General features: G+C 48.3%; 15 protein-coding genes and 1 tRNA gene. 11 read left to right on the forward strand and 5 right to left on the reverse strand.

The window, feature by feature from the left end:
• The first annotated feature begins 175 nt into the window (after positions 1-175).
• Both FHP88_RS12290 and FHP88_RS12295 read left to right on the forward strand, forming a co-directional pair.
• Positions 176-892 carry a response regulator gene (locus FHP88_RS12290; protein WP_144359376.1) on the forward strand — a complete coding sequence of 239 codons (717 nt, stop codon included), beginning with the start codon at positions 176-178 and terminating at the stop codon, positions 890-892.
• The gene (locus FHP88_RS12295; RefSeq protein ID WP_144359377.1) at positions 889-2,310 is read left to right on the forward strand and encodes an ATP-binding protein; all 1,422 of its coding nucleotides are present in this window, start codon (positions 889-891) and stop codon (positions 2,308-2,310) included. The genes FHP88_RS12290 and FHP88_RS12295 overlap by 4 nt, the downstream gene beginning before the upstream one ends.
• Positions 2,311-2,528: 218 nt before the next feature.
• Here FHP88_RS12295 and FHP88_RS19165 read toward each other — a convergent pair whose 3' ends face one another.
• Positions 2,529-2,690 (reverse strand): hypothetical protein, encoded by a 162-nt coding sequence (locus FHP88_RS19165; RefSeq protein ID WP_186297705.1) that lies wholly within the window; start codon positions 2,688-2,690, stop codon positions 2,529-2,531.
• A gap of 379 nt (positions 2,691-3,069) precedes the next feature.
• On the opposite strand from FHP88_RS19165, the gene FHP88_RS12300 reads away from it, so the two are divergent.
• The 8 genes from FHP88_RS12300 to FHP88_RS12335 all read left to right on the forward strand — a co-directional run bounded on the left by FHP88_RS12300 (position 3,070) and on the right by FHP88_RS12335 (position 9,828).
• Positions 3,070-3,555, forward strand: coding sequence for a c-type cytochrome (locus FHP88_RS12300; protein WP_144359378.1), 486 nt, complete (start codon positions 3,070-3,072; stop codon positions 3,553-3,555).
• 11 nt (positions 3,556-3,566) lie between these two features.
• The gene (locus tag FHP88_RS12305; protein WP_144359379.1) at positions 3,567-4,436 is read left to right on the forward strand and encodes a c-type cytochrome; all 870 of its coding nucleotides are present in this window, start codon (positions 3,567-3,569) and stop codon (positions 4,434-4,436) included.
• 77 nt (positions 4,437-4,513) lie between these two features.
• Positions 4,514-4,927, forward strand: a complete 414-nt coding sequence (locus FHP88_RS12310) for a c-type cytochrome (RefSeq protein ID WP_144359380.1) — start codon at positions 4,514-4,516, stop codon at positions 4,925-4,927.
• Between the two features lie 65 nt (positions 4,928-4,992).
• Positions 4,993-5,856, forward strand: a complete 864-nt coding sequence (locus tag FHP88_RS12315; protein ID WP_260843284.1) for a DsbA family protein — start codon at positions 4,993-4,995, stop codon at positions 5,854-5,856.
• Between the two features lie 5 nt (positions 5,857-5,861).
• Positions 5,862-6,251: a c-type cytochrome gene (locus FHP88_RS12320; protein ID WP_144359381.1), complete on the forward strand. Its 390-nt coding sequence runs from the start codon at positions 5,862-5,864 to the stop codon at positions 6,249-6,251.
• Positions 6,252-6,331: 80 nt separating this feature from the next.
• The gene (locus tag FHP88_RS12325; RefSeq protein ID WP_144359382.1) at positions 6,332-7,075 is read left to right on the forward strand and encodes a cytochrome c biogenesis CcdA family protein; all 744 of its coding nucleotides are present in this window, start codon (positions 6,332-6,334) and stop codon (positions 7,073-7,075) included.
• Positions 7,076-7,230: 155 nt separating this feature from the next.
• Positions 7,231-7,599 carry a c-type cytochrome gene (locus FHP88_RS12330; protein ID WP_260843285.1) on the forward strand — a complete coding sequence of 123 codons (369 nt, stop codon included), beginning with the start codon at positions 7,231-7,233 and terminating at the stop codon, positions 7,597-7,599.
• Between the two features lie 1,524 nt (positions 7,600-9,123).
• A complete protein-coding gene (locus FHP88_RS12335) occupies positions 9,124-9,828 on the forward strand; it encodes a hypothetical protein (protein ID WP_144359384.1) in 705 nt (234 codons plus the stop codon).
• Positions 9,829-9,931: 103 nt separating this feature from the next.
• On the opposite strand, the gene FHP88_RS12340 is transcribed toward FHP88_RS12335, so the two are convergent.
• Together FHP88_RS12340 and FHP88_RS12345 are read right to left on the reverse strand one after the other, a co-directional pair.
• On the reverse strand, positions 9,932-10,465 hold the full coding sequence (locus FHP88_RS12340) for an HD domain-containing protein (RefSeq protein ID WP_335341569.1): 534 nt from the start codon (positions 10,463-10,465) through the stop codon (positions 9,932-9,934).
• 63 nt (positions 10,466-10,528) lie between these two features.
• Positions 10,529-10,954, reverse strand: a complete 426-nt coding sequence (locus FHP88_RS12345) for a hypothetical protein (protein WP_144359385.1) — start codon at positions 10,952-10,954, stop codon at positions 10,529-10,531.
• Between the two features lie 61 nt (positions 10,955-11,015).
• Here FHP88_RS12345 and FHP88_RS12350 point away from each other — a divergent pair, with 61 nt between their 5' ends.
• Complete coding sequence (locus FHP88_RS12350; RefSeq protein ID WP_144359386.1) at positions 11,016-11,258, forward strand: helix-turn-helix domain-containing protein; 243 nt, start codon at positions 11,016-11,018, stop codon at positions 11,256-11,258.
• Positions 11,259-11,330: 72 nt separating this feature from the next.
• On the opposite strand, the gene FHP88_RS12355 is transcribed toward FHP88_RS12350, so the two are convergent.
• Positions 11,331-12,980 (reverse strand): site-specific integrase, encoded by a 1,650-nt coding sequence (locus tag FHP88_RS12355; RefSeq protein WP_186297706.1) that lies wholly within the window; start codon positions 12,978-12,980, stop codon positions 11,331-11,333.
• Between the two features lie 120 nt (positions 12,981-13,100).
• Positions 13,101-13,191, reverse strand: a tRNA-Ser gene (locus tag FHP88_RS12360).
• Positions 13,192-13,268: the final 77 nt, after the last annotated feature.

Raw genomic sequence — 13,268 nt, forward strand, 5'->3', positions numbered from 1 at the left:
AGCTATTGCGCTCTCTTGTGTGTTATTAAACCACCGCCATGTAGCACTATTGTTTCTATTTGGTCTACTTCGGTAACGAACTCTTTCATCACCTAAAAACTGTTACACTTTGATACAAAATAACGGTAGCGACCGATGCTATAACTACAGTCAGAGATACAATTGGTAATCTGTAATGGCACAAATTGATCATATATTGGTAGTGGATGATGATCCTGAGATCCGCGAACTCCTGTCCACTTTTTTAACCAAGAGTGGCTACAGGGTTTCGGGTGCCCGTGATGGTAAGCAGATGTGGCGCGAGTTTGAGCGCAATCATATTAATCTGGTAGTTCTGGATGTAATGCTCCCCGGCGATGATGGCTTGACACTCTGTCGAAACTTACGAAGCAGATCCAACGTACCCATCATTATGCTCACTGCTCGCGGTGAAGAGATGGATCGCATACTGGGTCTGGAGATGGGAGCAGATGACTACCTGCCGAAGCCGTTTAATCCTCGGGAACTACAGGCTCGGATCAAGGCTGTACTGTGGCGCGCCAGAGAGTTATTGGACAGCCGGCCAGAAACAGGTGAACGGCTACATTTCGCAGGATGGACACTGGATACCTCGGCACGCCATCTGATTGCTGAAGATAAGGTCATCGTTTCACTCAGCGGTGGTGAATATAAATTGCTGCGGCTATTTCTCGATAGTCCACTCAGGGTTCTTTCCCGTGATCAACTGATGGCGCAGATGGAAGGCCGGGACTGGACACCTGATGAGCGTGCTATCGACATCCAAATAAGTCGCCTGCGTAAAAGACTTCGGGAGGATGCCCGTGAACCTCAGTTGATTAAGACAGTCCGGGGAGAAGGTTACGTGCTTTCAGCCAAGGTTGAAAAACGATGAAGTGGCTACCCCACCCGCACAGCCTGTTTAGCCGATTAGTGTTGATCCTACTGTTTGGTTTAATTTTGGCTGAAGCGATCACTGCATTGGTACTAACCCGGGACCGGGGTGAAGCGATACAAAGAGCCGTAGGAATTCACAGTGCCCAACGTATTGCAGGCATTGTAAAGATTCTTGAGCGGATGCCCCCTGATCAGCGCCAGGAGACCGTTAAAGCCCTTGATGCACCTGGAATGCGCATCAGCTTAGCTATCCCTCCTCAAGCCGAACAGAAAAGCACATCCACTACTGACAGCGCGCTCTTTCTGGGTGTACTTCACTACTATCTTGAAGATAAGCATGCGATTCGCATCAATCTGGCAGGCAGTACCGCACGACAACATTTCAGTTCAACTGATAATTTTCCCATGCGGATGGGTAACGGTCCCGGTATGCACGACATGATGCAAAAACATATGGCTGAAGCGGGACTGATTTTACCTTCAGAGGGCACAAATCTGATTCAGGTCGCATTAAAGGATGGCCAATGGGTCAGCTTTGGCGAACAACTGCCTGAGGAGATGACCGCTTGGCCCCTTCGAGTAATTCTGGTACTGGGCCTCGTGCTCATCATACTGGGATTGGTTGCACTTCTCGCTGTCCGGTGGATCACTCGCCCACTCGCCTATCTGGCAGATTCCGCGCGTGAACTCGGTAAAGATCTACAGCGTCCACCGCTGGCTGAAGAAGGCCCGGAAGAGGTCCGGAGCACACTCCGTGCCTTTAATGCCATGCAAGATCAAATACGCCAGTTTGTTGATGAACGCTCCCGATTCCTGGCGGCAATCTCCCATGATCTCAAGACCCCGATTACGCGATTGCGATTACGCTGTGGATTGCTTGATGACAATGAATTACAGGCAAAATTCGAGCGAGATCTGAGTGATATGGAAGGCCTTGTACATGGCACACTTCAGTTCATGCGTGATGAGCCTAGAAATGAACAGAAACAAGCGCTGGACATCAACGACTTGCTGGAAACCATGCAAATTGATGGGGAGGAGACCGGCGCAAAGATCTCACTTAGAGGTCGCGCCGAGAGTGCCTTTATATGTCACCCTGTATCCCTAAAACGAATGATAGGCAATCTGGTAGACAATGCCCTCAAATATGGTGGACAAGCGGATATTAGCATTGAAGACTCCAAACGGTACCTGACTATACGTATAGCAGATAATGGGACGGGAATCCCTGAGTCTCAAATAGATCATGTATTTGAACCTTTTACACGACTTGATGAGTCACGCAGTAAAGAGACCGGCGGTACAGGACTGGGGCTCTCGATTGCCAGAAATATTGCTGTTGCACATGGTGGTAAACTGGCCTTGGAAAACCGGAAAAATGGCGGACTTCTCGCGACCATTACCTTACCTAGATAATGGTTATACCCATCTCCTCAAGATAGTTTGATAATGAATCTGAACTAATTAGCGAACTCTAGGTCTGAATTTCTCGAGAACAATGACAGCGATTCAATAGATAAACCTTTAGCCCTTGACACATCATAAAAGAAAATGAGATCGTCCGATTCATGATACCTCTGTCCCGAATGATTACCGCATACGTGCTGGCGTTAACGCTGGTCGTACTGCCGTTTTCAACCAGTTTCGGGTTTTTTATGACGGATTCTAATTTTTCCATGGTGAGTGGACACACTGACTCCGTAGAGTGCAGCGACCAAACCACCGACTCCTCGTGCAATCAGCTGTCTGATCAACAGCAGCATGCAGAGACAGATGATGAGTGTTGCAGTGATCATTGTAACTCCTTTAACGGCGCACAAATCTGCACGGATATTACACAAGCATCAGACATCCCCTTAACTGATGATTATATTGCGACCCTATCTCCCCGGGTCACAGACTTGATACCCTCACAAATATTACGCCCCCCTCTCCACGTTTCATAATCCTATAGCTATCCCTATTGACGGCCATCACTGGCTGGTGGATTGAGTTACCTCTATCCGAAATAGGAACCCCTGTATCAAGACCTATCCCAAATGGGATTGTTTAATTCTTCAATTAAACAGCATGATTTATCTATGCGCGGCTTCGATACTAAAACAATAGATTGTATGTGAGTCACTGCTGGCCAATAAAATCCAGCAAACCTTTACTCTTTTGTGGAGAAACCGTATGAAAACAACGTTTAACACGCACCTTTTTTCCAAACAGGCCCTATCGGCACTTTTCATTGTTGGCACTATTTTCACCGGGACCGTCTTTTCTCATGGCGGAGCCACAGGCGTAGTTAAAGAGCGCATGGAACTGATGAAAGAAGTAGGTGACAACATGAAACAAGTCGGTGCAATGGTTAAGGGACAAGCCCCTTTTGATTCGATGACGATCGCGAAGAATGCCAAGTCAATCAGTGATGCCGGGCCGCACATTACTAAACTATTCCCAAACGACAGTTTACATAAACCCTCTGAAGCACTTCCAGCGATCTGGGAAGAGTGGGATCAATTCTCTGCGCTCTCCGATAAATTGAGCGATGAGGCCAATAAACTTCAGGAGGTTGCCCAAGGTGGAGATAAACGGGCCATCACAATGCAATTCGCCAAGTTAGGGAAAGTCTGTTCAGGCTGCCACACCGACTATCGGAAAAAAGAAGAGAAATAAGGAGTGGTGCCATGAAGCCTTCAACGCTTAAAGCGCTAACGATATTATCTTCAATGCTTATATCCCCTATTACCTGGGCAGATAAAGATACGCCAGAGGTCTCTGACCCAGTAAAAAGTGGCGAGTATATCTTTAACATGGGTGGATGTTCCTCCTGCCATACAGCTAAAGAAGGTAAAGCACTTGCGGGCGGACTTGCCATGGAGACCCCTTTTGGGGTCTTTTATACGCCCAATATCACACCTGATAAAGAGACCGGCATTGGTGACTGGAGTGATGAAGATTTCATACGCGCCATGACCAAAGGTGAGGCGCCCGATGGCAGCCACTACTATCCTACCTTCCCCTATACGTCGTACAGCAAGATGTCACGCCATGATCTACTTGCACTCAAAGACTACCTCAATCAACAAACACCCGTCGTTTCAGAAAATAGGCCACATGATTTGTCATTCCCTTTCAATCTCCGGTCTCTGATGGGTTTCTGGAAAATGGTGAATTTCGATGAAACGCCCTTTGTACCCGATAAAGATAAATCACAAGTCTGGAATCGGGGCGCTTACATCGTAAACGGCCCAGGTCACTGTGGTGAGTGCCATTCACCGCGTAATTTAATAGGTGGTGTTAAGTCAGAAGAAGCATTAGCGGGTAATTTAGAAGGTCCTGAAGGCGAAAAAGTACCGGGTTTGACTATGGCTAAAGAGAACCGAGTCAGTCAATGGAGTGATGAAGATTTGCTGTTTTCTATTCAGATTGGCATGACCCCTGATGGCGATTTTCTTGGTGGATCAATGGGACACGTAATCGAAAATTCTACTGGCAAGCTATCACAAGAAGACCTAAAAGCGATCATCGAATATCTACGGGATTCAGAAAGTTAAACCTATGGGAAACACTGTATTCACTCGGCAGTGTTTCCACAAAGGTCTTTGTTTTAAATTTTCGATAGGACACACACATGCTTAAGTTTTGCATAGCCATCATCTCATTGCTTGTTAGTACAGGACTGCTGGCTGCTACGGGAGAACGATCTGATCCAGAATCTGTACTCGCTGGAAAGAAGCTCTACGTGCAATATTGCCAGGCCTGCCATCAAAAAGATGGCGTAGGTGAAAAACCCATACCTGCCTTTTTAGCACAACCGGGTTATCTCACGGCCATGCCACTGAATGAGACCTCGCATGCCTGGCATCATACCGATGAGCAGATCATTCATACCATCATGAACGGTCTTAAACGAACAAAGAGAATGCCCGCATGGCAAGGCGTGATAAATGAACAACAAGCTGGCCAGCTACTGGCTTATCTGAAGAGCCTTTGGAGTGATCGCATTCTAGGTTGCCAAGGACCCAAGCACATGAGTTGCATGTAAACGCTTTTGGATAATGAGTTAACCACTCAACATTAGATCTCATCTTACACGCAAGGAAAAAGTCAATGACTCATTCACATATGATGCATTACCTGAAGCACTACCTATCCGCATTTATGGTCATAATCTTCATGACTATTTTTCAATCTGCCCACGCAGAATCGAATTTATCAGCGCCTGATCGAGAGGCCATCGCTAAAGAAGTAAGATCAGAACTCAATCGCCTCATCAATCAGGAAGGCATTTTAGATAAGGCGATTGAACGCGGCATCATTAATTTCGTAAACAAGCAGCAGGCATTAGCACAAAAGCAACAACAGTCTGCAGGTTCACTTAAGGCTAAAAATGTCCGCGTTGTTTCGACCAGCAATGATCACATTCGCGGAAATCCAGAGGCTACTATTAGTCTTGTTGAATACTCTGACTTTGAATGTCCGTTCTGTAAGCGCTTCCATCCATCGGCTGCACAACTTATCGAAAACAACAAAGGCGAAGTCAATTGGGTGTATCGACATTTCCCTTTAGATTTCCATAATCCAGGTGCTCAGAAACAGGCCGAAGCTTCAGAGTGTGCGACCAAACTAGGAGGCAATGAAGCGTTCTGGCGTTATTCCGATCTTATCTATGCCCGTACAACCTCAAACGGCAATGGCTTTCCTATCGTTAATCTTGTGCCACTTGCAGTAGAAATAGGTCTGAATGAATCACAATTCAAGCAATGCCTTGATAGTGGAGAAATGCGTGAACGCGTTCAGCAGGACTATGAGAATGGCGTCAAGTCAGGTATCACCGGGACACCCGGTAACATCTTCATCAATAACAAAACCAGACAAGTCATCGCTGCATCTGGCGCACTCCCTGTTGAACGTCTACAGCGAATCGTTGATGGGTTACTAAAAAGTGATACACCTCAATCTGAAGCGAAATAGTGCCTATGAAAAAGTATCTACTCTTCGGCTTCATTCTTATCTTAACGGGTTGTGAAGCACCTGACCCTGAAGCACGACGCGCTGCACTTCATTTACCTCCGCCAGGATTTATAGGTAATCCAGTCCAGGGCAGTGGTCTCTATGTTTCAAACTGCTCATCATGTCACGGCAACAATGGCAGGGGTACTGAACAGGGTCCGCCACTCATTGATCAGGTCTACCGCCCTGCTCACCATGCGGATTTTGCCGTGCATATGGCTGTACGTGACGGTGTAAGACAACATCACTGGGGATATGGGGATATGCCCGCTGTACCTCATATCACGCCAGAAGAGACAGCCCATATCATCGCTTATATACGACAAGAGCAGTCAAAGGCTGGCATCACCAACTGATTTACCCCACATGTATCAGAGGAACATTTACAACATGTCTATTCTTCATTGCAACATCACCACCATGACAGGGTGGTGGCATGTTTGAACTCTCAGGCATCAGCATCATCTCTGCATTTGGAGCAGGGCTTGTCTCGTTTCTCTCTCCTTGCGTCTTACCGCTCGTCCCTGGATACCTTTCTTATATAGGCGGACAGTCCCTCGATGAGATCAAGAATTATGGACCAACCTCAAAAGAGACGTTAGTCATTCTCGGCTTGAGCCTCTCATTTGTACTGGGATTTTCAACTGTCTTTATAGCCTTTGGCGCCAGCGCCACAGCATTGGGACAAATTCTTCTCAGCTACAAATACGAAGCCAATATTATTGGTGGGGTCATTATCATTATATTCGGCTTATTCATGACCGGATTGCTTAAGTTTAATATGTTGCAACGCGATATACGGGTACACAGTGAGCTTCCCGGGGGAAAGGCACTCTCTTCCTACTTGCTTGGCCTTGCTTTCGCTTTTGGTTGGACGCCATGCATCGGCCCTATTCTTGGTGCCATTCTTACAGTCAGCGCTACATCTGGAGTAGCCAGCAATGGCATCGGACTATTGGCCATATACTCACTCGGATTAGGTGTTCCTTTTGTAGTCGCTGCACTCTTTACGGACCAATTCCTCCATCATGCAAAAAAGTTCAGAAAGCATGGCCCTCTTATCCATCGCGTCGCTGGCATTATTCTCATCATTATGGGTATCGCCATGATAACCGGGTATCTAAGTCGCTTCTCATTTTGGCTACTTAAGACGATCCCCTGGTTTGGTAGCGTAGGGTAATGATGTTTTTCCCGCACAAGAAATCAGCATTGACAGCCCGCTTATAGGCTAACCCGAAAAAGTATTTAATTATTTTCACAGAGTGTATCGATATGAGAACAACTGAAATCGTACAAATTGCCGTTATAGGTTTAGCATTGGTTGGAGGCACTGCCGTGATAGCCTCAAAAATCATGGGACCCAGTGAAAAAGAGGTATCCGTTGCAGTCACGATACCGGAACTCTCACCCACCGCAGTAAAAGGAGAGACATATTATGATAAGAGTTGTATCTCTTGCCATGGCGATAATGCCAGTGGTACTAAAACTGGTCCACCGCTTATTCATGATGTCTACAACCCAGGACATCATGGAGATGAAGCGTTTTATCGCGCAGCAACGCTAGGCGTCAAACAGCACCATTGGCCCTATGGTAATATGCCTCCCAGACCTGAATTGTCCAAGAAAGAAATTTCTTACATCATCGCTTATGTACGTGAACTACAAGAGGCGAATGGTATTGTCTATAAACCACACCGCATGTAGAGTTGCTTTCTTTATTACACTAGGGCCTGTTAACACTATTTGCGGAAAAATACGCGAATAGTGTTAACAGGCCCTAGAACAGCACCATTGCTGAGATGCACCCCCGCAATACGAAACTGACTTAAGATGAGGATACCAAACAATTCATCCCACTTTATCTCTGCCTACAATCCGCCAACACAGTTCCTTGTCGGTTAAGGAATTCAAGTTCAAAAGTGCTATTGCGGCTTAGGTAGAGAAGACGCCCACACAAAGTGTGGGCGCCAGATATGGGCTGGCCAGACCCATGAATCAATGGCCAAATAAACAAAATCAGTATCCTCCTTTGCTACAAAAAGCATTCAAAAAAAGTCGCCGGAAACCACTCCGACCAGCGACGCATTTCCCGGCACCACCCGCAGGATACGTCGCTCTTTACTCACCATTTGAGGCTCCCGCCTCAGTCACATTTCGCATGTACTTAGTGCTTTCGACATTGGGATACCACTCCCAATTGACCATCGTCTCACCCATGACTTCGACTGAATCGCCAATGAGTTTTATCGTCTAATCACACCGCTCCCAGCCTTGGAACTCACCCCGTACCACCGGGGTTCACAGTTCTGTAGGCCTTCCCGCGTTAGACTTAAATGTCGATTGATTAGCCTGCGCCTCATATTCATATCGTGATGTTTTCCATCTCACCGTTCGGTTTTCGGGGGACCGAGATTCCAAAGCATCTCCCTTACCGTTATGAATACTTCCAGCTTCAGTCATCTGCTCACTAAAGGAGCAAACACTGGCATCATCGTTCTGACCTGACAGCATCCTCTTCGGACGCCGTTACTGGCTTAAGCTATGCATCGATCCACCCAGGTTACCCCGGTTGGTACCAGTCGTTCCAGATTTCTCCTTACGACCTCATATTGGTTTCCCAATATGCGTGAAGCCCACCAGTCAGGTTTGAGTTAGACCCTCTCGAGCCTCCCTCAATGGGGATTTTCACCCCTTCATTTAAGACAGGAATCCTCCGGTTTCAGCGCATTGGCCTCCCCCTTTGGTCCGTTTCCGCGTCGCCCAATCTTCAGTTTCAATGACAAATTGGGTCGAACGGGACATTGCAGCCCCGAGCGCCCGTTGCAGCGCAGCGAGCCCCATTACGGGCACTCCGCTACGGCACATGCTCGGCTGAGGTAGGTACTCTCAACCTGATCGGATTGGTGATCCGATCCTGGCTTTTCGGCCATGTGACAACGGTGATGGAGGCTTGGTAGGCCCCCACAAATGGTGATGAGCCAGGCCTCCAGGAATGTTTGTTTGTGCAACAAATATTCACTGTTGTCCTACCTCGTATAGCGACTGTGGGTGCATATATACCCCCTCACTCGGAATCTCTAGTAGTTTTCAGTGAATTTCTCTTTGAGAAATTCACTTCAAGCTTCTGCATCAGTCACTTAGCCGTGCCTGATGATTTTGAAATTTCGGATTCGATTAATCTGCCATTGCGTTACCTATACCAAGCATGTCTGTCATTTCGGAGTTGCCATGTTTGATCCCCCTGTACATACCCACAAGACCGTCGTGATGCAGCGCATACTGGATGCTGCCAGTCGAGGCTACTGTTATCACACCTCGGGTACGTTGCCGTTGCACAAGGCCGGCAATCTGGCTGGCAAGTTTGCAGAGCACTATCAGGTGCACCACAACGCCAATCAACGCGCCTATGCCAAGCGCCTTGGTAGAGCCAGTACGCGCCTCTTTCTTTACCAACGTTCAAATCAGGATTTGATGTGGTGGCTATTGGCGACACATGGAAGTGGCCAGGTGCACCAATTGGAACACCTGGATCACCTGCTGGACCAACGCAGGCGTTTGCGCTTAGAAGATGACTACGAAGTCGTGCGAGTTACACGAAGAAGGGAGCATGGTGGTGGCACGGTATGGACCTGGCGCATGACGCACATTTGCTACGCACAGTGGCAGGAACGCGTGAACCAGGTGTGTCGCGGCAATGACGCGCTAAAGGCCACCCAGATGTTAGGTTCGCTGTATCGCACTCCTGGCTTCTCAGGTGTACGCCGCCAGGTCGGAAAGTTGACTGCTTTAGCACGCAGGAAGTGGCGTCGGTACCATGGCGACCTGTCGCAGTTCCAGTTGCCACCTAAGTTGCCTTATCTTGAGCGACTACCTGACACTACGGTTGCCCTGTCTGTTCTCCAGCAAGTTAACCACCTACACATGCCAACTTGAAATTACTCTGATCCATCGCCTGCAACGTTTCGCACGGTTGCACGTTCGCCCCTGGATAATCGATCTTCTAATCGCTCTGCATACGCATGACACCCGCCCCATGCTATGGCCTTTCTCGGTACTGTTTGTCAAATATCGCTTCAAGCACGAGCCACTCGCCCCTCAGCCCATCAATCACGCGCTTGCACCAATCGCTGTACTCCTGGCATCGCTGGAGCGACCAGTCAGGTGGTGGCGTTTTTATGACATCACGCAAGTTGCTGATCTTATCCGCCAGCTTCACCGCTCTGGCTTGAGTGCTTAAATACGGCGCATGGGCAACCTGGGCATCTTTGCGGTCTTGTTTGGGCAGACTCTTATCATCGGTAACTTCAAGAACAATTTTTGTCACACGCTCTCCGAAAGCAGCAGTAAGCTCCTCGGGAGTGGTCTCCGTATCTTCGATGGTGTCATGTAGTATTGCTGCGCAGAGTATTTCAACATCGGTAACCCCGCACTCGCTGGCTAGGATATCGGCCAAGGCGACCGGATGGTTGATATACGGTGTTGCACCCGCATCCTTGCGTCGCTGGTCTTTGTGCTTATGGGCGGCGAATGCCACTGCCTTAATGAGCACTTCTATATCGGGTTTAGGCATACTGCGACTCACATTCTCCAAACTCATACGGATAAGGCGAGAACATCTCTGATTAGGTGTGAACTAGAATTTGAAAAGCACGCTTTCTCTGTACTCGCCGTTTTCCGTCGTTGTTGGTGGATAGCGGTATGAATTTCCGTTCTTCATTTTGAAAACCACGTATTCCATTCCTGTTTCAAGATGTACCGATTGAGCGATTTCATTTACGGTTTCCATGGCCCAGTACCCACTACCGTTCATATGGTCCGGCGTAACAAGACCTACTTCTTTGATGGTCAGGTGCGGATTGGACGCCAGGCCATTCAGTTCCTCCATGCCGCCAATCATAAACATCCTTAACTGAACATCTCCATTTTTATTGGTCAACACCGTGGCCACATGAAGCCAAAACCGGTTCAGGTCATTGATAATGCAGTCCCAGGCATGCCATCCATCCGAGCAAATACCCGGGTGAATAGGCACTTCGTCTTTTGTATGGGTAAGAAACATCGTCGTAAACCCTTGTACCTGAATTGGGTACAATCTATCACGTCCCTAAAATGGGTACAAGATGCGGAAATCAATCACCTCACCCGAATACAAGGTACTACTTGCTTGGCTGCGAAAGTCACGGGAAGCGCATGGCCTGTCCATGCGCGATCTGGCCCTGCGGATCGATGAACCCCATTCGTTTATCGGAAAAATAGAGACTGGTGAGCGCCGCCTGGATGTGGCTGAGTACGTCGAATACTGTAGAGCTTTGCAGGTCGATCCTTTTGAAGGGATCGACCTGCTCCGCAAAGGTATTTTATAGCCTTCAAATCCAGCTCGACTCCAACCGATCGATTGACAAATCGTCTAGCGACATAAGACACCTATTAAGGCGTCACTGCCTTTTTTCGCGGTGATCAGCGATTAGCAGTTTATACGAAGGAATCACCAGGTCCGGGTAGTCGATCTTCTTCATCGCCAGGTCAAGCACACGCAGAGAGTGACCCAGGCCGTAATGGCCGCCCATGCTGTCATCCTTATGACCCATCAGCCGGTTGGCGACCATGACATCAATCTCAGCCTCCCGCATGGCATCTTTGAAGGTATGCCGGAAGCTATGGAAGGTCTTAAGCTTGCTTCCAACACCGATCCTGCGCCGGTAGCGAGACCACCATTTGGAAAAATTACCGGTAATATCACCTTTGCAATCCGCCTTGAGTAGCGGAAACAGACGGGTGTGTTTCTCTGCCTTTATCGCTGCAAGATAATCCAAAAAACCAGTCTGAATTAGTTGCGGATGCAGGGGGATATTGCGCCGTGCGCTGGGAGATTTAAGTCGCTTCGGATGACTTTGCTTAAGGACGTCATTCTCAATAATGTCGGTAATATCCAGATACCAGATTCCCTTCTCTCGTTTCACATCGGTTACGTAAAGTTGGCCCAGTTCTTCAAGTCTCGCGCCGGTAAAGAGTGATAGCAGCGGTAACCAATAGGCAGCTGCCCCGCCCCCGCCACGCTTCATGCCGCTTTGCTGAAACACCGTTGATGCAAAGAGAGTTTTCAAGTCATCATGTGAAAGTGGCAATCGCCTAACTTTGTAGACATCCAGCCCCGGCACTTCAATTTCCGAGAACGGATTGCCGGACAGTTTTAGTCGTTTCTTGGCAGCGTTGAAGATAGACCGCAGGAAACCGATGTTTTTGGCAATGGTATGCGGATCGTGTTCGCCCTGTTTCAGCAGATTATCGATATACGCGTAAACGCACTCTTCACTATAGTCTGAAACCACCTTAGTGCCGGCAAATGAGATGAAGCCTTCAAGGGCAGCCCAGTAAGCCGCAACGGTTTTTTGCGGACGGTTGGCACGCCGGTCTTTCCACAACTCGAAGCAATCCTTGAGCGTTTTGCCTCTTATACTCCCCGCGCGTCCCTGTGGTACCAGACTCTCAGTTTTCTTGCCAATGCGAATATGGGGGGCTGGTGGTGTCGCCACTACTTCACCGTGATCCCGTTGCATCACAGCCAGATGGGTATCAATGACGGCTTCCAAAAACGTCCATGCAAGCTTGCGTTGGTCTTCAGGATCACCGCAAAACTCTACACCGATAAGCGCGAGAAACTGGCTTAAGGCAGGCTGTATTCGCTCCAGACGACCTTTCGCAAGTATCTCTCGAAGAGATTCGATTGTCTGGGCATGATCAGCCTGACGCTGCTCATACTCATCATCAGTGAATCCTTGTATCCGGTACCAGACATCCCCTTCAAGACACTGATATCGCCAGAGATCACAAATACCCCCGACGGTAGCTTCGTCCAGAACTGTGAGTTGTTGGTTCGCTGGTTTGATCGGTTTCTGAATCGTCTCGAATTCAGCATCCAACTTGGCTGAAGCTTGGCGCACAAGTCTACTAGCTTCCTGTCGGTCTTTGGTACGCAGGGAGTAAACAATCTCTTTTTTGCCGAAATGAGCCTGGAGCGGCTTTGGGATCATGGCTCGAAAGTAGTAGGTTGAGCCACGCTTTGAAAGGCGGGTTTGTGTATACATACTTGGCGCTGACTCCATAGTCATGCCCTCGCTGATCGTAATGGTTAATCGTAACAATCAGGTATGTATAGCTACTGAAACGGCGCTAACTAAGCGCCGTTTCAGGTTTTTTTCTAAATATGGCGGAGAGCGAGGGATTCGAACCCTCGATACGCTATTAACGTATATACCCTTAGCAGGGGCACGCCTTCAGCCACTCGGCCAGCTCTCCTAATTTGTTCCCGCGTTTTAATGATCCTTACGGATCATGCAGGGGCACGCGTTATTCGGTGCTTCGCACCTCACCCC

Source organism: Sedimenticola selenatireducens (assembly GCF_007625115.1).
Taxonomy (GTDB): Bacteria; Pseudomonadota; Gammaproteobacteria; order Chromatiales; family Chromatiaceae; genus Sedimenticola; species Sedimenticola selenatireducens_A.